This is a genomic window from Streptomyces sp. NBC_01276 (genome assembly GCF_041435355.1).
Classification (GTDB): Bacteria; Actinomycetota; Actinomycetes; order Streptomycetales; family Streptomycetaceae; genus Streptomyces.
Genome location: NZ_CP108442.1, coordinates 493,719 through 512,271, shown reverse-complemented (window position 1 = coordinate 512,271; position 18,553 = coordinate 493,719). Strand labels below are relative to the sequence as shown.

The following is an 18,553-nucleotide window of genomic DNA, read 5'->3' as shown; positions in this document are numbered from 1 at the left end:
CCGGGCGGCGGGAGGATGGGCCGCATGCTGCTGGCCGAGGTCGCGCGCGTGTCCCGGGAGGTCGCCGGGACCGCCGCCCGTTCCCGCAAGACCGGCCTGCTCGCGGAGGTGTTCGCGTCCGCCCCCGCCGAGGAGGTCGCCCTGGTCGTCTCCTACCTCTCCGGCCGCCTTCCCCAGGGCCGCCCGGGGGTCGGCTGGCGCACCCTGGGCCGGGACACGGCCCCGGCGCCGGGCCCCTCCCTGACCGTACGGGCCGTCGACGACGCCGTGTCCGCGCTGGCCGCGGTCGCGGGCCCCGGCGCGCAGGCGGAGCGTCGGCGGATCGTGGACGGCCTGCTGGGCGCCGCCACCGTCGAGGAACAGGCGTTCCTGCGCGGCCTGCTGTCCGGGGAGGTGCGCCAGGGGGCCCTGGACGCGGTGGCCCTGGAAGGCGTGGCCAAGGCCGCCGGGGTACCGGCCGCGGACCTGCGCCGGGCCGTGATGCTGGAGGGCTCGCTGCCCCGGGCGGCCGCGGCGGTACTGACCGCAGGGGCCGCGGCGCTGAGCGGGGTGACCCTGCGCGTCGGGCAACCCGTACGCCCGATGCTCGCCGGGACCGCGCGGTCGGTGGCCGACGCCCTCGTCGCGCTGGGGCCCTGCGCCGTGGAGGAGAAGCTCGACGGGATCCGCGTCCAGGTCCACCGGTCGGGGGACGAGGTGCGCATCCACACCCGCTCCCTCGACGAGATCACCGACCGGCTGCCGGAGGTGGTGGAACTGGCGCGGAGCCTGCCGGGGGAGAGGTTCATCCTCGACGGCGAGGTCATCGGTCAGGACGCCGACGGACGCCCCGTGCCCTTCCAGGAGATCGCGAGCCGGGTCGGCTCCCGGGTGGACGTCGCGGCGGCGCGGCGCGCCCTCCCGGTGCACGCGTACTTCTTCGACCTGCTGGCCCTCGGCGACCGGGTGCTGCTCGACCTGCCCGTCCGCGAACGCCACGCGGCCCTCGCCGCCCTGGTCCCCGAGGCCTCGCGGGTGCGCCGGCTGGTGGTGGACGATCCGGGCGCCCGTGCGGCCGAGGCCGAGGAGTTCCTGGCCGGGGCGCTGGGCCGGGGCCACGAGGGGGTCGTCGTCAAGGCGCTGGACTCGGTCTACGCGACCGGCCGGCGCGGCAAGCGCTGGCTGAAGGTCAAACCCGTGCACACCCTCGACCTGGTGGTGCTCGCCGCCGAGTGGGGCCACGGCCGCCGCACCGGCCTGCTGTCGAACCTGCACCTGGGCGCGCGGACCGCCGACGGCACGTACGCGATGCTGGGCAAGACCTTCAAGGGGCTGACGGACGAGATGCTGCGCTGGCAGACCGGGCGGCTGACCGAGCTGGCGCAGGGGGACGACGGCTTCACCGTCCGGGTCCGGCCGGAGCTGGTGGTGGAGATCGCCTACGACGGACTGCAGCGCTCCTCCCGCTACCCGGCCGGTGTCGCCCTGCGTTTCGCCCGTGTCCTGCGCCACCGGCCGGACAAGAGCGCCGAGCAGGCGGACACGGTGGAGACGGTCCTGGGGCAGGGAGGCGCCCGCACCACGTGAGGAGGGGCCGGACGGGGCGGTTTTGCCTCAGAGGCAAGAAAATTGCCAGCGGGGTAAGAATCTGACTCAATCAGGGGTATGAACCCCCGAGCCGAGGGCCCGGACCGCCACGACGACGGCCTGCCCGAAGACCTGCCCGCGGTCGCGCCGCAGCTGCGTGAACTGCGCCGACGCGCGGGCCTCACGCTGGAGGCCGCCGCGGCCAGGGCCAGGCTCTCGCCCGCGCACCTGTCCCGCCTGGAGACCGGACGGCGCCAGCCCTCGCTGCCGTTGCTGCTCGGGCTCGCCCGCACCTACGGTACGACGGTCTCCGAGCTGCTGGGTGAGAATCCGGCCGTCGCGGATCCCATCGTACGGGCCGGTGGTCCCGGGGCCCGCGAGGCCGACGGGTGGACGTACTGGCAGGCCGGCGGCTCCGGACGGGGGATGCAGGCGCTGCGCGTGCACGTGCCCCAGGGGCGCAGCCAGGGCGAGCTGGTCCGCGTCCACCCCGGGGAGGAGTGGCTGTACGTGCTCACCGGACAGCTGCGGCTGCACCTGGGGGAGACCGAGTACCTGCTGGAGCCGGGGGACAGCGCGCACTTCGACTCGCTCACCCCGCACCGGATCGCCGCGACGGGGCACGGCGGAGCCGAGCTGCTGTTCGTCCACACCCTGCTGCAGAGCAACCTCGCCGGGCTGTGCCTCGGCGGCGGCGCCACCACGCAGCACCGCTAGCCGAGGAGCCGTACCCATGACCAAGGAGGAGACCATGCCCACCACGTCCGAGGAGACCGCGGCCACGTCCGAGGCGACGGGCACCGGGGCCGAGGAGACCGGCACCACGGCCGGCACCGCGGCAACGACCGCTGCCGGGACCGCTGGCGGGACCACGGCCGGTACCGCCGCCGATACGCACGCCGGTACCGACGCCGCGGCCCAGCCGGCCGGTCTGCTGGGCCGCATCGAGTCGCGGTTCCCCCGAGGCCTGGTCATCCGGCTGGTCGCGTACCTCTTCGTCGGCCACCTCTTCGCCTTCTTCGTCTACCTCCTCTTCGTGCTGGGCGGCCAGAACCAGTAGCCGCGCCCCTCCGGGATCCCGCCGGGCACCGCCGGACGGCGCACCCAGCCGAGCACCAGCACGGAGGCCGCCGCGGCGAAGGCGCATCAGGTGGAGGCGAACTCCAGCCGCCACAGCGCCGCGCAGACCAGCGCCCCCGGCGGCCAGGACGGCGCCCGGCACCCGCAGCCGCCGGTCCCCGGCGAGCAGCAGCGCCCCGAGGGTGGCGTAGAGGTAGCCCGCCAGGACCAGCGGCACGTACGGCACGTCCACCCCGTACCCGACCAGGCGGCCCCGTACCTCGGCGGTCACCGGCCGCGTCGCGCGGCAGTACGCCAGGACCGCGGCGGTCCCGATCCCGACGGCCGCCGGCCCCCGGAGCCGCCGCGGGGCCCCGGGCCCGGCGGCGAGCAGCACCCCGAGCGACACCCGCACCGGCAGCACGGGCAGGGCGATCACCACCCAGGCCCTGGTGGCCGGACCGCAGCCGCCGCCCGCGTGCCGGACGGCTGCCTCGACCAGCTGGTGCGCGCCCAGCAGCAGCGGCAGCGCGGCGACGGGCAGGTCGCGGGCCCGCCGCACCCGGGCGAGGCACACCACCCCGACGGCGGTCACCACGGTGCCCGCCGTCAGGTCCGCGGCCGTGCTCCAGCACATGGCGGGCTCCCACCGGTCGGGTTCACGCGGGCGTCCGGACGGGTTCCCGGGAAGCGGCCGTCACCCCGCACCCCTGGACTCCTCACCCCCGGGCTCCTCACCCCCGGCCGCCACCGGGGGCTCCAGCGGCGGCGCACCGACCGGGCACTGCATGCGGCACTGCTGGTGGGGGTGGGGCTCCCCGGGAGCGGGGGAGCGTACGGTCGCCCACGCCAGGGCCGCCCCCACCAGCAGGGCCCCCGCGCACCAGGGCATGGCGCGGTCGAAGGCGGCGTCGAAGGCCTCCGCCGACAGGTAGGCGTCCGGGCCCATCCCCGCCAGCAACGGCAGCGCCGCCACCGCGAGGAGCCCGGCGGCCCGTGCGGCGGCGTTGTTGATGCCGCTGGCCAGGCCCGCCCGGCCCGGGTCCACCGAGGCCAGGACGGTCGCCGTCAGCGGAGCCACCAGGGTGACCATTCCGGAGCCCATCACCACCATGGCCGGCAGCACGTCCTGCACGTAGGAGGCGTCGGGGCCCACCCGCAGGGTCAGCAGCATTCCGGCCGCGCACAGCAGAGGGCCCACCGTGAGCGGGATCCGCGGTCCGATCCGCTCCCCGAGCGCGGCCGAGCGGGGCGACAGCAGCAGCATCAGCAGGGTGGCCGGGAGCAGCGCGGCCCCGGCGGCCAGTGCCGAGTAGCCGGACACCACCTGGAGCTGGAGCACGATGAGGAAGAAGAACCCGCCGAAGGCCGCGTAGACGCACAGGGTGACCAGGTTGACGGCGGTGAACAGCCGGGAGGCGAAGATGTCCGGCGGAACCATCGGATCCGCCCGCCGCCGTTCCACGAACACGAACGCGGCGCCCAGCAGGACCCCGCCCACCGCCGCGGCCACGACCAGCGCCGATCCGCTCCTGGCCTCGATCAGGGCGTAGGTGATCAGGGCCAGGGCCCCGGCGCCGAGCAGGGCGCCGGCCACGTCGAACCGCCCGTGCGCCGCCGGGTCCCGCGATTCCGGTACGTGTCTCAGCGCCACCGGCACGCACAGCGCGGCGACCGGCACGTTCAGCAGGAACACCCACCGCCAGCCCGGCCCGTCCACCAGCCACCCGCCGAGGAACGGCCCCACCGCGGCGCCCACCCCGCCGAACCCCGACCACAGGCCGATGGCGCGGGCCCGGTCGTCGCGGTGGATCGACGCCTGGATCAGCGCCAGCGAACCGGGCGTCAGCAGCGCGCCGCCGACGCCCTGGAAGGCGCGGGCGGCGATCAGCACTCCGGCGCCGGGCGCGAGCCCGCACACGAGTGAGCCCGCCGCGAACCACACCACCCCGAGCACGAAGATCCGGCGCCTCCCGAAGCGGTCGCCGAGCGCCCCGCCCACCAGGATCAGCCCGGCCAGGGTCAGCAGATAGGCGTTCACGGTCCACTGGAGCACCGCCATGTCGGCGCCGAGATCGACCCCGATGCGCGGGAGCGCCACGTTGACGACGGTCGAGTCCAGCAACGCCATGCTCGACCCGAGCACGGTGGCGAGCACGATCCACCGGCCCTGGGCGGACCGCAGCGGAACACCGGGCGCGGGTTCGGTCATGCCCCCAGGCTGGCGCGCCCCGCCCGGAAGGGCCACCCGGCGGGCACCTGCCGTGCGCGGACCGGAGGGAAGTCGGCCGGATAGGCCCTCTTGTGAGGGACATGACGACACGTTCACCATGATCCGCGCACGTCACGCGCACCCTTCCCGCACAACCACCACCCGGCGTACGAGGAGATCACACGTGGCCCGACGCAACCGACGACGATCCTTACGCGCGGCGCTCGCCGCCCTCACCTCCGTCCTGCTCCTGCCCCTCGGCGCGGGGGCCGCCGCCGCCGCCCCGGAACCGGGCCCCGCGCCGGGCGCCGCCGAGCGGAAGATCGAGCCGGCCCTCCGCGCGCAGCTCGACGGCTCCGGCAAGGCGGTCTTCTGGGTCTACCTCGACAGCGCCGCCGACCTGAGCGCCGCGCGGAATGCCCCGACCCGGACCGCCAAAGCAGAAACGGTTCTGCGGACCAAGCGGGACCACGCCGCGCGCACCCAGGCCGAGGTGCTCAAGGCCCTGGACGGAGCGAAGGCCGAGTACACCTCGTACTGGATCGTCAACGCGGTCCGCGTCGTCGGCACCCAGAAGCTGGCCGGGGCCCTCGCCCAGCGCCCCGAGGTCTCCCGCATCGACGCCGACGACCGGCTCTCCCTCCCCAAGCCCGCGGAGGGAACCCGCGAGAAGGCAGCCGCCGACGCCGTCGAGTGGAACGTCGACCGGATCAAGGCCCCACAGGTCTGGGACGGGCTCGGGGTGCGCGGGGAGGGCATCGTCGTCGCCAACATCGACAGCGGCGTCGACTACACCCACCCCGCCGTGAACAGCCAGTACCGCGGCAGGAAGGCGGACGGGACCTACGACCACAACTACAACTGGTTCGACCCCGCGGGCGTCTGCGCCGGCGCGGCGCCCTGCGACAACAACGACCACGGCACCCACACCATGGGCACCATGGTCGGCGACGACGGCGGCGCCAACAAGATCGGCGTGGCCCCCGGCGCCCGGTGGATCGCGGCCAAGGGCTGCGAGACCAACTCCTGCTCCGAGGCCTCCCTGCTCGCCTCCGGCCAGTGGATCGTCGCCCCCACCGACCTGAACGGCCAGAACCCGCGGCCCGACCTCGCCCCGCACGTCGTCAACAACTCGTGGGGCAGCTCCGCCCACGACGACTGGTACCAGCAGGTCGTCGACACCTGGCGCGCCGCCGGCATCTTCCCCGCCTTCTCCAACGGGAACGCCGGCCCCGGTTGCGCCACCAGCGGATCGCCCGGCGACTACGCGAACTCCTACAGTTCCGGCGCCTTCGACGTGAACGGCGCCATCGCCTCCTTCTCCTCGCGCGGCGCCGGCCCCGGCGGCATCGTCAAGCCGAACATCGCAGCCCCCGGCGTCAACGTCCGCTCCTCCGTCCCGGGCGGCGGCTACGAGGCCTTCTCCGGCACCTCCATGGCCTCCCCGCACACCGCCGCGACGGTGGCCCTGCTCTGGTCGGCCGCCCCCGCCCTCGAAGGCGACGTCGCACAGACCGAGGCGCTGCTCGACGGCACGGCCCAGGACACCGAAGCCGCCCAGTGCGGCGGCACCACCGCCGACAACAACGTCTTCGGCGAGGGCCGCCTCGACGCCCTGGCCGCGGTGAACGCCGCCCCGCGCGGCGCCGTCGGCGCCCTCGGCGGCACGGTCCGCACCGACGGTGGCGAGCCCGTCGCGGGCGCCAGGGTCACCGCCCGCGGCCCGATCGACCGGACGGCCACCACCGCCGCCGACGGAAGCTACCGCTTCCCCGCCCTCTCGGTCGGCGCGTACGCGCTCACCGCCTCGAAGTTCGGCTACGGACAGCGCGAAGCCGCCGCCACGGTCACCGAGAACGCCACCGCCACCGGTGACTTCACCCTCACCCAGGCGCCCACCGGCAGGGTCACCGGCACCGTCTCCTCCGCCGCCGGGCCCGCCGCCGGCGCCTCCGTCACCATCGCGGACACCCCGGTGACCGCCACCGCCGACGCGCAGGGCCGCTTCGAGGTCACCCTGCCCCACGGCACCTACGACGTGAACGCCACCCACTCCTCGCGCTGCCTCACCGGCGGCACCGCCAAGGTCGCCGTCGCCGGGGACGCCACCGTCGCGGTCACCCTCCCCGAGCGCACCGACGGCTACGGCTACGCCTGCGCCGCCGCCGGCGACCGCCCCTACGCGGGCGGCGACCGGCAGCTCGCGCTGACCGGCGACAACACCACCGAGCGGGTCGACCTGCCCTTCCCCCTCCCGCTGTACGGGAAGACGTACGGTCAGGCCTGGATCGGCACCAACGGCACGGTCAGCTTCGGCGGCAACCACACCGGCGACACCAACGGGGACATCCCGAGCACCGCGACGCCCAACGCGGCCCTGTACCCCTTCTGGGACGACCTCGTCGTCGGCCCGGCCGGCAGCGGCTCGGGCGTCTTCACCGCCGTCACCGGCACCGCGCCGCACCGCAGTTACGTGATCGAGTGGCGCCGGGTGTCCCACTGGTCGGCGCAGGCCGACACCTTCTCCTTCTCCGCGGCCATCGGCGAGGACGGCAACGTCACCTACTCCTACAAGGGGACCGGCGGCACCGGCATCAAGGGCGGCTCTTCCGCCACCATCGGGGTGGAGAACGAGGCCGGCACCGACGCCTTCAGGTACTCCTTCAACACGCCCGCCATCGGCGACGGGCTGTCCATCGGCTTCCGGACCACCCGCAGCGGAGTCGTCACGGGCCGCGTGCTCGACGCCAACGACGGCGACGGCGTCGGCGGCGCCACCGTGACCGTCGGCAGCGGCGACACGGCCGTCTCCGCCACCACCGCGGCGGACGGCGGCTACGTGGTCCAGAGCCCCTCGGGCTCCCGCGGGCTCTCCGTGACCGCCCCGGCGTACGAGTCCGCGCAGGGCTCCGTCGAGGTCAAGGCGACCGACGTCACCCCGGTGACCCGGTCCCTGCGCACCGGCCGGGTGACCGCGGACCGGCCGGCCGTGGAGCTGGTCCTCCCCGCCGGCCAGAGCCGCACCCGGGGCCTCGACCTCACCAACCCCGGACTCGGCACCGCCTTCACGGTCTCCGAGGACGCGCCCTGGCTGACCGCGACCCCGGCGGACGGCACCCTCCCGACCGGCGGCAAGGCCACGCTCGCCCTGGCCGTGGACACGGCCGGACTCACCCCCGGCAGCGTCCTGACCACCGACCTGAAGATCACCTCGGCCAGCGGCCGGGCCCCCGTCCTCACCGTTCCCGTCAAGGTCGTGGTCCCGCGCTACCAGGCGGCCCTCGACGCGGGCTCCGACTACGCGGCCACCGACGCGGCCGGCGACCCCTGGTCCCCGGACCGCAAGTACACCCCGGGCTCGTACGGCTACCAGGGCGACGCCACCGTCCGCTCCACCGGACACACCATCGCAGGAACCCCGGACCAGCGACTCTTCCGCAACGCCCGCGAGGGCATGTACGAGTACCGCTTCGACAACGTCCCGAACGGCACCTACACGGTGGAACTCGGCTTCGCCGAACTCTCCTCCACCCGCCCCGACAAGCGCGTCTTCGACGTCCTCGCCGAGGGCACGCAGGTCCTGCCCTCCCTGGACATCGCCCTGGAGGCGGGCACGTACACGGCCCTGACCAGGACCTACACGGTCAAGGTCACCGACGGCGTGCTGAACTTGCGCTTCGTCACCCACAACGGCTACGGCAAACCCCTGGTCAACACCCTCCGGGTGACGGACCGCCCCGACAAGGCCCCGGTATAGAACTGCCGGAAGTCGGTTCGGCATGGCAGGTCTCCGACCGTGACGGGGACCTGCCATGCCCCCTGCGGCGCAACAGCAGCAGGACCGCTGGGCCCCATGACGTCTGGCGGTCCTGCGGCACGCCGATGCAGCCCCAGGACCCGTCGCCGGGCCGAGCACCACCAGTTACGAGTGCCTCGACGGATCCGGCGTCCCAGGGGCACGCCGGACGTGTTCCTGGCCGATCGACGTTCGAGCCCGTGTCGGGAGACCGTCAGCGGCTCGTCGGCGGATTCAGCGCCGCGGGTAGGACACCACCTTGTACGGGGCTTCGTCGTCATCCTCGTCGGACGCGATGTACACCGCCGCCCCGTTGAGGAGCACGGTCGGGATTTTGGTGCCGGAAGGCAGGGCGGTGACATTTCCCGAAGCGATCGCCAGGGTGACGGGGGCCTGCTCACCCCCCTGGGTGGTGGTGTGACCGTAGGCGGTGCCGTTGCGGTCGACGGAGACGAAGGCGGCGTCCTTGGTGGTGGAGCTGCCGATCGCGCAGGTTCCCCGGCCTCCGGCGAGGTCGAAGGCCAGCGGGCCGTAGACGAGGTAACGGTGGTCGGCGTCCACGGCCGGGTGGAAGGGGTCGCGCGCATTGGTTCCTGCGGGGCTGTCGGTAGCACAGGTGACCGACGCCTTGACCTTGCCCGTTGTCGCGTCGTGGACGGCCCAGACGCGGTTGGGACGACTGGTGAAGGCGGTGTCGTCATCAGCCGGCCAGCCGGCGATGATCAGGTCGTCCACGATCTGCAGGTCCTCGGCCGTCGATCCGGCGAAGGCCCCCGGCGGCATGTTGTCTGCCCCGTACCAGGCCCCGGGTACCCAAAAGGATGTGGTCTGGGGTCCCTGCATTCCCTGGATGAGCGGGCCTTGGGGTGTCAGCCCCGGCTGGTGCCCGCCGAGGTGGCAGCTGCCGCACACACTCGGGGCCGGGGCATCGTAGATGCTCTGGGTATAGCGGGTGACCTTCCCGGAGACCACGTCCATCGAGACGGGAAGCACCGTTGCACTCCCCGTACCCTCCTCGTGGTAGATCAGCCGGGTCCCTGAGACCCAGGGCAGACGGGTCTGTCCTATGGCACTCACGGGGAGGTCCATCGTGCGGGCCGGGCGAACCCCGGTGCCTGAGGCATCGGCCGGATACACCGCGGTCTGGATCGTCGGCTGACCCTTGTGCACGCTGTCCTCGCCGGGTCGTCCGGCGATCGAGATCGTCGCATAGTCCTTGCCGCCCACGGTGACCACCTGGGGTTCAGGCGCCTCATCCCGGACCGATTCGAACGGCCACCACGGCTGGGTGGACCACCGGACCGCTCCCGTGCGGGCGTCCTTGGCCGTCAGGACGTACCCGTTCGGTTCCTTGGCCGAGATGATGACCAGCTGGGTGGTGGGAGCCACAGCCGTCTTCACACGGGAGCCCGACGGTAACGCCCATCCCTTGGCGACGTCGAAGCCGTCAGGCACCGTCAGCCGAGGCACGGCAGCACTCGTCTCCGCTTCCCTGGAAGGCGTGTGCCGGTAGGACCCGTTGGCCGAACCCCCGCCCTGGCACGCCCCCACCGTGCCGACCATCATCACGACGGTCACGGCCCTGATCATTTTGCGCATCCAAACCATCCCTTCCGCCTTTCTAGGACTGGACGAAGAGACCAGGAGAGGCGGACGACTCATGGAATGCGAATGCCCAACGGCAGGCATCGGCCCAGGGGGTGTCTGACGGATCTCCGCGGCGTCGCGGCGTCCGGCACGCACTCTCGCCGCACCGACCGAAAGCCCAAGTACGTCCAGTACGCGGGCTTCCGGTCGGCACGCCGAGAGCACGCACCGGACGCCGCTCCTTCCCCACGGACATCCGTCAGACACCCCCTGGCCGCCCACCGGCCGTCGCCGCCCGCCCGCCGCATTCGGGTGGCGGGGGGCGACAGGGACGCGACGTGCGCGGGAGGGCGGGCGGGGGGACGTAGCGTGCCCGGCATGATGACGCGCCGCTTGCAGGCGGGCCCCATCGAGGCCCTCGTCCGCCGCGCCGACCCGCACGCCGTCTGGGCGGCGGGCGCGGCGGACTCCGTCCACGCGGGCTCGCCCGGCGACGGTGACACCTCCCTCGACGTCGGCGGACTGGCGGCCGTGCTGGCGCTGTGGCCCGTGCTCGGGAGCCTCGTCGCCGCCGGGGACCTCGCGCTGCACACCCCGCTGACCGCGTACGGGGAGGGAGCCGCGGCGGGACTGCCCGGCGCCGCCACCGCCCACCACCTGCTCACGCACGGCGAGGGGCCGCCCGCCCTCGCCGCCCTCACCCGTCTCGCCGAACACCTCACCGGCACCCCGCTGGCCGAGTGCGCCACGGCCCGTATCTGGCGGCCGCTGGGCATGGACCGCACCCGCTTCGCCGACGGCACCCTGTACGCGCCGCTCGCCGACCTGGTCCGCTTCCCGCGCCACCTGCTGTCCACCGCCGACCATCCCATCAGCCGGGCCTGGACGGCGGAATCCCTGCGCATCCGCACCGGCGAACTCACCCCCTCCCGCGGCCTGCTCTGGCACCCCGCCCCCGCCGGAGTGTGGGCCCACCACCCGCCGGCCGCCACCGGCCCGGTGCTGTGGGTCTCCCCGCGGCACGACCGCTGGGCCGCCCTGCTGCCCGGAGCCGCGCCCCACTCCGCCCCCGCGCCCACCCCCGCCCCCGCGTTGCGCACCGCGTTCCGCGAAGCGGTCTTCAGTGCAACTCCCCTAGGATGAAAGGCTGTTGTACGATCCGGCCACGATGACGAAGAGCCGCTGGAAGAACCCCGATGCGCCCCGGCCCCCGACCCCCTGGGACGAGATCACCCCCGGCCTGTGGATGGGCGGCCACGTCTACGCCGACGCCGACGGCGAGCTGCGCCCCGCCGTCGTCACCGACGAGTTCGACCTCGTGATCAGCCTCTACACCCGGCCCGGCCACGGCCCAGGTCCGGCCGCCGAGCACCTGGTCGGGGAGATGCCCGACGCGCCCCTCGACGCCGCCCAGCTCGACACCGTCCGGCGCCTGGCCGACACGGCGGGCCGGGCCCTGGACGCGGGGCGCAGGACGCTGGTGCGCTGCTACTACGGGTACAACCGCTCCGGCCTCGTGGTCGCCCAGTGCCTGGTCGGCCGGGGAGCGACGGCCGAAGAGGCGGTCGGCCTCATCCGGAGCAGGCGCTCCCCCTGGGCACTGCACAACCAGGTCTTCACCGACTACCTCGACAGGGGACTGGACGCCGCGTACCCGCTCGCCGGCCCGGACCCACTCCCGTAGCGCAGTCGGAGCGCGCGCCGGGAGGGGGCGACGTACGGTGATGCCGGAGTCACCGTCCGCGGGTTCCCGGCCCCTGCCGCGGTCCGGACGGAGGCCCGGCACCCAGCCGCCGCCGTCCCAGCCGCACCCCCGCGAGGAGCCCATGTCCGACGCCGTGACCGCGCAGGCCACCGACCCGGACGTCGAGGCCCTCGACGCCTTGTGCCGGGACCTAGCCGAGGCCGCCGACGCCGTGGGCGAGGCCGCCCGGTACGCCTCCGGGCTCGCCCTCGGCGCCCGCCTGCCGGCCGCCGCCCTCGCCGGATGCGGCGGTGGCAGGTCGCGCCGGGCCTGGCGGACCCTGCTGCGCACCCTCACCGATCCGGCCGGCCTCGGCTGGGCCCCGCGCGGGCGGGGCGTGGCACGGGCCGGCTGGTTCGCCGGGATCCTGGCCCGCCGCGAGAACCTCGCCGTGACCACCGCCGTCTGCGGGCTCAAGGCGCGGATCCACGTCGCCGGGCTGGGCCGCCCCGACCTGCTCGCGAACCCCGACTGCGCCGCGGTCCTGAGGGCGGTGGCGGAGGGGCGGCAGGACGAGGCGGCCCGGGCGTTCCGGACCCTCCTGCGCGAGCGGGGCGCCGGGGAGGCCTTCACCCTGCTGGCCCCGACCTTCGCGGACGTCCTGGCGTGGCACGCCCTGACCGACGAGAACCCCTTCAACGACCACGCGGGCTGGCAGGTGGCCACCGGCCGGGCCGTGACCGCCGAACCGCTCCTCGGTCTGGGCGCCGCGCTGCGTGCGTTCTTCTCCCGCGGCGACGGCACGGACGACGGCCCCGGCCCCGGCTCCGGCGCCGGGCTGCTGGAGGCGCTCGACACCAGCGGCACCCTGGCCGGGTACGTCGGCAACACGGGTCTGCTCGGTGCGACCGACACCCTGCTGGTCCAGCGGGTGACCGGCCCCGGCGGCCGGCCCCGCCACGTGCTCCAGCTGGCCGACCGGGACGCGTGGCGGGTGCGGGACGTGGTCCGCGCCGTACGGGGGCTGATCCCCTCCGGCGCCGAACTGGTCCTGGTCGGACACCGGCTGGGCGCCGTCACCGCCATGGACCTGGCCCGGGACCGCGACCTCACCGCCGTCTACCGCATCACGCACCTGTACGCCGTCGGCTCCCCGGCCGACGCCCGCACCCCCCTCGACCCGCGCACCCGCGTCCACCGGCTGGCCTCGGCGGGAGCCATCGGCGGGGCCGGGTCCGCCGCCGAGGGCCGGGTCACCGGGAGCAGGCTGCTCCCGCTCGGCGACGCGGAGCGTCCGCGTACGACGACTTCCCGGAGGAACCCGTGAGCGACGTGCCCCGGCTGCCCCCGTCCGCCCCCGCCGACGGTCTGCACAGCCACTGCGCGGCCCTGCGCTCCCACGCCCACCGGCTGCGGGCGGGCGCCGCGGCACTGGAGTGGCGGGGCCCCCAGGCCGAGGCCTTCCGCGCCGAGGTCGCCGCCCTCGCGGACCGCTGCGCCCGGGCCGCGGACGGCTTCGCGCTCGCCGCGGCCCAGCTCGACGGCGTCCACGGCGGGCTCACAGCACGAGTGACAGCAGCAGGACGGAGCCGAGGCCGACCACCGAGATGATGGTCTCCATCACCGACCAGGTCTTGAGGGTCTGCCCGACGCTCATTCCGAAGTACTCCTTGACCAGCCAGAACCCGGCGTCGTTGACGTGGCTGAAGAACAGCGAGCCGGAGCCGATGGCCAGGACCAGCAGGGCGGTCTCCGTCGTGGACATGCCCGCCGCGAGGGGAGCCACGAGACCGGCCGCCGAGATGGTGGCGACCGTGGCCGATCCGGTGGCCAGCCGGATCGCCACCGCGATCAGCCAGGCCAGCAACAGGGCCGGGATGGACCAGCTCTTCGACAGGTCCAGGATCATCTGACCCACGCCGGCGTCGATGAGGGTCTGCTTGAACCCGCCGCCGGCGCCCACGATCAGCAGGATGCCGGCGATCGGCGCGAGGGACTTCTCCACCGTCGAGGAGATCCGTTCCCGGGTGAATCCGGCGGCCCGGCCGAGGGTGAACATTCCCACCAGTACGGCCGACAGAAGGGCGATCAGCGGGGATCCGGCGACGTCGGTGACCTTCTGCACCGCGTTGGCGGGGTCGTTGACGACGATGTCGACCAGGGCCTTGACCAGCATCAGGACCACCGGCAGCAGCACGGTGAAGACCGTGGCCCCGAACCGGGGCCGGTGCGCCGCCCCTTCCGAGGGACGCGCGGGGACCATGTGCTCAGGCGCCGGTACGTCCACCCAGCGGGCGGCGTACCGGGAGAACAGCGGTCCGGCGATGATCACCGTCGGGACGGCGACGAGCACGCCGAGGGCGAGGGTGACGCCCAGGTTCGCGTGCAGGGCGTCGACGGCGACCAGCGGGCCCGGGTGCGGCGGGATCAGGCCGTGCATGACCGACAGGCCGGCCAGGGCCGGGATGCCGATGCGCATCAGTGAGTGGTTGCCCCGCTTGGCGACCAGCAGCACCACCGGGATCAGCAGCACGATGCCGACCTCGAAGAAGAGCGGCAGGCCGATCACCGAGGCGATCAGCACCATGGCCCAGGGCATCGACCGGCCCTTGGCGCGGGCCAGGATCGTGTCGACGATCTCGTCCGCGCCGCCGGAGTCCGCGAGGAGCTTCCCGAGGATCGCGCCGAGCGCGATCAGGACGCCGACGCCCGCGACCGTGGCGCCGAGGCCGGCGGTGAAACTGGCGATCGTCTTGTTCAGCGGAGCGCCCGCGAAGGAGCCGAGGGCCAGCGAACCGACCGTCAGGGCCAGGAACGCGTGCATCTTGAGGCGGGTGATGAGCAGGACGATGACGGCTATGCCCAGCAGGACGGCCATGCCCAACTGGGCGTTTCCGGCCGAGGTTATGGGCTCGGGGGCGGCCGCCGCCAGTGTCTCGACGCTGAGACCGGTCACGGTGGGGTTCCTCACTCTGTGGAGGTGTGGGTGGTGGGGGGGAGAGAGAAAGGGAGGCGCGAGAAGGGGAGGCGCTAGAGGTGGCGCAGGGCCGCCAGTGCCCGTGCGGTGATCTCCTCGGGGGTGCCGGCGACGTCGACGGCGACCCCCGGCTCGTCCGCCCCGAGCGGTTCGAGCGTGGCGAACTGGGAGTCGAGCAGCGTGGCGGGCATGAAGTGGCCCGTGCGCGAGCGCATCCGCCCCTCGATCAGCGCCCGTTCCCCGGTGAGGTGGACGAACACGGTCCCGGGTGTGGTGGCGCGCAGCCGGTCGCGGTAGGCGCGCTTGAGGCAGGAGGCGGCCACCACGCCGCCGCCGTGCCCGGCCCGGTCGTGGATCCACTCGCCGACGGCGTCCAGCCAGGGCCTGCGGTCCTCGTCGTCCAGCGGGATGCCGGCGGACATCTTCGCCACGTTGGCCGCCGGATGGAAGGCGTCGCCCTCCGCGTAGGGGAGGCCGAGGGCCTCCGCGAGCAGCCGGCCCACGGTCGTCTTGCCCGTGCCGGTCACGCCCATCACCACAATGACGCGCTGGGAACCCACGCCGTACCTCGCTGTCCTCGTTGACATCGGCCCGGGACGGGGGAGGCCCGGGAGGGCACCACTGAACCTTATTAAGTAGTACTTATTCAAGAGTTCGGCGGCAAACATCACACCTTTGGTCCGCCCTGGCGTCACCGTACGCTTACGCCATGACCACCGAAGGCAGTCCGGTCCCAGGACTCCACACCCAGGTACTGGACACCCTCGGCCTGGCGATCACGGCGGGGGAGTACCCGCCCGGCAGCGTGCTGCGCACGGACGCGATCGCCACGCGCTTCGACGCCTCCCGCACCGTCGTGCGCGAGGTGGTGCGCGTCCTGGAGTCGATGCAGCTCGTCGAATCCCGCCGCCGCGTCGGCGTCACCGTCCGCCCCGCCGAGGAGTGGAACGTCTACGACCCGCGCGTCATCCGCTGGCGCCTCGCCGGTACCGACCGCCCCCGCCAGCTGCGCTCCCTGACCGTCCTGCGTTCGGCGGTCGAACCCGTCGCTGCCGGCCTCGCAGCCCTCCGCGCCACCCCGGAGCAGTGCGCCCGCCTCACCGAAGCGGCCCTCGGCATGGTCCGCACCTCGCGCGGCCACCAGCTGGAGGGCTACCTCCACCACGACGTCGCCTTCCACCGCGTCGTGCTGAACGCCTCCGGCAACGAGATGTTCGCCCGCTTGGGCGACGTCGTCGCCGAGGTGCTCACCGGCCGCACCCAGCACTCCGTGATGTTCCCCGACCCCGACCCGGCCGCCGTCACCCTCCACGTCCGGGTCGCCGAGGCCGTACGGGAAGGGGACGCCGCCGCGGCCGAGGCCCTGACCCGGCAGATCGCCCTCGGCGCCCTGGAGGAACTGGACGTCCTCGCACCCTAGGACGGCCCTGGTCCACCCCGTACGGAGGACCCCGCGGGTACGCCACACTGGGCGCGTGCGCGGACATGCCGAGGGAAACGACGGCGGACCCGCCTCCTTCGTGGGGCGGGAGGCCGAGCTCGCCGCGTTGCGGGCGGCCCTGACGGAGCGGCGGCTGGTCACGCTGACCGGGCCCGCGGGCGTCGGCAAGACCCGGCTGGCCCGCGAGGCCCTGGACCCGGCCGCCGCCGCCCGAGCCGCGCCCGCCGGATCCGCGGGCCCCGTCGGACCGGCAGGCCCCGTCGCGCCCGGAACGCGCTTCCCCGACGGGGTCCACTGGGCCGACCTCGCCCCGCTGCCCGGTGACCGGCTGCTCCTGGACGCCGTCGCGGACGCGCTCGACCTCGCCGACCACACCCCGCGCACCCTCGCCGAAGCGGTGCGCGCGTGGATCCGCCCGCGCCGGCTGCTCCTCGTACTGGACTGCTGCGAACACCTCATCGGGCCCCTGCGGATCCTCGTACGGGACCTGCTGGACGCCGCCCCGCACCTCGTCGTGCTGCTGACCAGCCGAGAGCCCCTCGCCCTGACCGGCGAACACGTCCTGCCGGTCGGACCGCTGCCGCACGAGGAGCCCGCGGGAGAGGCCCTCGCCCTCTTCACCGCGCGGGCGGACGCCGTGCGCCCCGGGCGGGCACCCGCGTGGACCCCGCCCCGGCTGGCCGCCGCCCGCGCGATCTGCGCCCGCCTCGAAGGGGTCCCCCTCGCGCTGGAACTCGCCGCCGCCCAGTTGACGGACCACACTGTCGAGGAGCTCGCCGACCGGCTCTCCCGCAGGATCGGCCCGCTGCCGGGCGGCGGAGGGGCCCGGCCGCCCCGCCACCGGGCGCTGCGCACCGCCATCGGCTGGAGCCACGAGTGGTGCACCCCCGCCGAACGCCTCCTGTGGCTGCGGCTCTCCGTCTTCGGCGGCACCTTCGACGGGGCCGCCGCCCGCGCCGTGTGCTCCGCACCCCCGTTCGACGGCGGGGACGTGGCGCCGCTCCTCGCCTCGCTCGTCGCCAAGTCCGTCGTCCGCCGCGGCCCGGACGGCGACGGCCACCGCATGCTCGACACGATCCGCGAGTACGGGGCCATGTGGTGCGACGCCCTCGGCGAACGGGACGCCCTGCGCGCCCGGCACGCGGCCCACTTCCTGGAACTGGTGCGCACCGCGGACGCGGACTGGCCGGGCCCCGGGCAGCGCGGCGCCTACCGCAGGGTCGCCGCCGCGTACGGGGACATCTGCGCGGCCCTCGACCACCTGCTCGCCACCGAGCCTGCGGCCGCCCTCGAACTGGTTGGCCGCGTCGGCTTCTTCTGGGCCTGCTGCGGGTGCCTGCACGTGGCCCGCTCGTACCTGGAACGGGCCCTGTCCGCCGCCCGCCCCGAGGACGTGGACACCGCCGGCCGGGTGCGCGCCCTGTGGGCCCTCGGCGTGACCCTGCTCCTCCAGGGGGAGCACGCGGAGGCGCACCGGATCGCGGTGGCCTGCGAGTCCCTGGCCGCCCGGCCCGACGCGGGACCGGGCCCGGCCCTCGACGCCGCCTATCTGCTGGGCGTCAGCCACCTCCTGGCGGGCCGCCCGCTGGCCGCCCGGATCGTGGCCGACAACGCCCTGGAGGCCTTCCCCGGCACGCCCTTCGACTCCGGTCCCCGGCTGCGCTGCACTCTCGTGCGGGTGTTCGCCCTGACCGGCACCGGGCTCTTCACCGACGCCCGGGAGGAGGCCGAGCGGCTGCGGGCGGGGTGCGTGGCGCGGCAGGAGTACTGGACGCGGGCCTACGCCGACTACCAGCTGGCGCTGATCCGCCTGTTCGAGGGCCGCCCCGCGGAGTCCGCCGAGCACGCACGGGCGATGCTGGAGAGCAAGCGGGAACTCGGCGACAGTTTCGGCACCGCCCTCGGCCTCGACCTGCTGGCCGCCGCCCGGGCCGCCGACGGCGACGGGGCGGGCGGCGCTCACGCCTACGGCGCCGGCCACGCCTACTGGCAGGCGGTCGGCCACCCGCAACGCGGCACGCCGGAACTGCGGTCCGTACGGGAGGAGTTCGAGCGCACGGCCCGCGCGGCCCTCGGGGACGCGGGATACGAGGCGGCCTTCGCGGAGGGGGTCCGCCACGGACAGGCCCAGCGCGGCCGCCCCCACCCCGGCTGACCGCGACCCGCTGGCCGGGGCCCGGCAGGGATCTCCAGCGGGACGTCCGGCCCCGCACCGGCCTCCGGGCCCCCGT

Annotated in this window: 14 protein-coding genes and 1 pseudogene; 10 read left to right on the top strand and 5 right to left on the bottom strand. The window is 74.6% G+C overall.

Going from position 1 to position 18,553, the window contains the following annotated elements; all coding sequences use genetic code 11:
- The first annotated feature begins 24 nt into the window (after nucleotides 1-24).
- From OG295_RS02070 to OG295_RS02060, 3 genes are all read left to right on the top strand, one after another.
- A complete protein-coding gene (locus OG295_RS02070) occupies nucleotides 25-1,566 on the top strand; it encodes an ATP-dependent DNA ligase (protein WP_371681077.1) in 1,542 nt (513 codons plus the stop codon).
- Between the two features lie 78 nt (nucleotides 1,567-1,644).
- Entirely contained in the window at nucleotides 1,645-2,283 is a 639-nt protein-coding gene (locus tag OG295_RS02065) for a helix-turn-helix domain-containing protein (protein WP_371675224.1), read from the top strand.
- A gap of 16 nt (nucleotides 2,284-2,299) precedes the next feature.
- The gene (locus OG295_RS02060; RefSeq protein WP_371675223.1) at nucleotides 2,300-2,626 is read left to right on the top strand and encodes a DUF6126 family protein; all 327 of its coding nucleotides are present in this window, start codon (nucleotides 2,300-2,302) and stop codon (nucleotides 2,624-2,626) included.
- Nucleotides 2,627-2,815: 189 nt separating this feature from the next.
- Here the strand turns inward: OG295_RS02060 and OG295_RS02055 are convergent.
- Together OG295_RS02055 and OG295_RS02050 are read right to left on the bottom strand one after the other, a co-directional pair.
- Nucleotides 2,816-3,262, bottom strand: a pseudogene (locus OG295_RS02055) (DUF6629 family protein); the annotation flags it as partial.
- Between the two features lie 60 nt (nucleotides 3,263-3,322).
- Nucleotides 3,323-4,837, bottom strand: coding sequence for an MFS transporter (locus OG295_RS02050; protein ID WP_371675222.1), 1,515 nt, complete (start codon nucleotides 4,835-4,837; stop codon nucleotides 3,323-3,325).
- A 184-nt stretch (nucleotides 4,838-5,021) separates the two neighbouring features.
- Here OG295_RS02050 and OG295_RS02045 point away from each other — a divergent pair, with 184 nt between their 5' ends.
- Nucleotides 5,022-8,594: a S8 family serine peptidase gene (locus OG295_RS02045; protein WP_371675221.1), complete on the top strand. Its 3,573-nt coding sequence runs from the start codon at nucleotides 5,022-5,024 to the stop codon at nucleotides 8,592-8,594.
- A 273-nt stretch (nucleotides 8,595-8,867) separates the two neighbouring features.
- Here the strand turns inward: OG295_RS02045 and OG295_RS02040 are convergent, their stop codons facing one another.
- On the bottom strand, nucleotides 8,868-10,295 hold the full coding sequence (locus OG295_RS02040) for a hypothetical protein (RefSeq protein ID WP_371675220.1): 1,428 nt from the start codon (nucleotides 10,293-10,295) through the stop codon (nucleotides 8,868-8,870).
- Between the two features lie 303 nt (nucleotides 10,296-10,598).
- Between OG295_RS02040 and OG295_RS02035 the strand changes: the two genes are divergently transcribed.
- The 4 genes from OG295_RS02035 (at nucleotide 10,599) to OG295_RS02020 (ending at nucleotide 13,515) form a co-directional block, all read left to right on the top strand.
- Nucleotides 10,599-11,363, top strand: a complete 765-nt coding sequence (locus tag OG295_RS02035; RefSeq protein WP_371675219.1) for a hypothetical protein — start codon at nucleotides 10,599-10,601, stop codon at nucleotides 11,361-11,363.
- 25 nt (nucleotides 11,364-11,388) lie between these two features.
- Entirely contained in the window at nucleotides 11,389-11,904 is a 516-nt protein-coding gene (locus OG295_RS02030; protein ID WP_371675218.1) for a protein phosphatase, read from the top strand.
- Nucleotides 11,905-12,046: 142 nt separating this feature from the next.
- Nucleotides 12,047-13,231, top strand: a complete 1,185-nt coding sequence (locus tag OG295_RS02025) for a hypothetical protein (protein ID WP_371675217.1) — start codon at nucleotides 12,047-12,049, stop codon at nucleotides 13,229-13,231.
- Nucleotides 13,228-13,515 carry a hypothetical protein gene (locus OG295_RS02020; protein ID WP_371675216.1) on the top strand — a complete coding sequence of 96 codons (288 nt, stop codon included), beginning with the start codon at nucleotides 13,228-13,230 and terminating at the stop codon, nucleotides 13,513-13,515. Before OG295_RS02025 ends, OG295_RS02020 begins: the two co-directional genes overlap by 4 nt.
- Here OG295_RS02020 and OG295_RS02015 read toward each other — a convergent pair.
- On the bottom strand, nucleotides 13,463-14,860 hold the full coding sequence (locus OG295_RS02015; RefSeq protein ID WP_371675215.1) for a gluconate:H+ symporter: 1,398 nt from the start codon (nucleotides 14,858-14,860) through the stop codon (nucleotides 13,463-13,465). The genes OG295_RS02020 and OG295_RS02015 overlap by 53 nt on opposite strands.
- Nucleotides 14,861-14,934: 74 nt before the next feature.
- On the bottom strand, nucleotides 14,935-15,468 hold the full coding sequence (locus OG295_RS02010) for a gluconokinase (protein ID WP_371675214.1): 534 nt from the start codon (nucleotides 15,466-15,468) through the stop codon (nucleotides 14,935-14,937).
- A 122-nt stretch (nucleotides 15,469-15,590) separates the two neighbouring features.
- Between OG295_RS02010 and OG295_RS02005 the strand changes: the two genes are divergently transcribed.
- Together OG295_RS02005 and OG295_RS02000 are read left to right on the top strand one after the other, a co-directional pair.
- A complete protein-coding gene (locus OG295_RS02005) occupies nucleotides 15,591-16,301 on the top strand; it encodes a FadR/GntR family transcriptional regulator (RefSeq protein ID WP_371675213.1) in 711 nt (236 codons plus the stop codon).
- Between the two features lie 55 nt (nucleotides 16,302-16,356).
- On the top strand, nucleotides 16,357-18,477 hold the full coding sequence (locus OG295_RS02000) for an AAA family ATPase (RefSeq protein ID WP_371675212.1): 2,121 nt from the start codon (nucleotides 16,357-16,359) through the stop codon (nucleotides 18,475-18,477).
- The last annotated feature ends 76 nt before the right edge of the window (nucleotides 18,478-18,553 follow it).

What these genes read in the sequence shown, in the direction of transcription:
- OG295_RS02070 (WP_371681077.1), top strand. Translation starts at nt 25, where the DNA reads ATGCTGCTGGCCGAGGTCGCGCGCGTGTCCCGGGAGGTCGCCGGGACC.
- OG295_RS02065 (WP_371675224.1), top strand. Translation starts at nt 1,645, where the DNA reads ATGAACCCCCGAGCCGAGGGCCCGGACCGCCACGACGACGGCCTGCCC.
- OG295_RS02060 (WP_371675223.1), top strand. Translation starts at nt 2,300, where the DNA reads ATGACCAAGGAGGAGACCATGCCCACCACGTCCGAGGAGACCGCGGCC.
- OG295_RS02050 (WP_371675222.1), bottom strand. Translation starts at nt 4,837, where the DNA reads ATGACCGAACCCGCGCCCGGTGTTCCGCTGCGGTCCGCCCAGGGCCGG.
- OG295_RS02040 (WP_371675220.1), bottom strand. Translation starts at nt 10,295, where the DNA reads ATGAGTCGTCCGCCTCTCCTGGTCTCTTCGTCCAGTCCTAGAAAGGCG.
- OG295_RS02035 (WP_371675219.1), top strand. Translation starts at nt 10,599, where the DNA reads ATGATGACGCGCCGCTTGCAGGCGGGCCCCATCGAGGCCCTCGTCCGC.
- OG295_RS02030 (WP_371675218.1), top strand. Translation starts at nt 11,389, where the DNA reads ATGACGAAGAGCCGCTGGAAGAACCCCGATGCGCCCCGGCCCCCGACC.
- OG295_RS02025 (WP_371675217.1), top strand. Translation starts at nt 12,047, where the DNA reads ATGTCCGACGCCGTGACCGCGCAGGCCACCGACCCGGACGTCGAGGCC.
- OG295_RS02010 (WP_371675214.1), bottom strand. Translation starts at nt 15,468, where the DNA reads ATGTCAACGAGGACAGCGAGGTACGGCGTGGGTTCCCAGCGCGTCATT.
- OG295_RS02005 (WP_371675213.1), top strand. Translation starts at nt 15,591, where the DNA reads ATGACCACCGAAGGCAGTCCGGTCCCAGGACTCCACACCCAGGTACTG.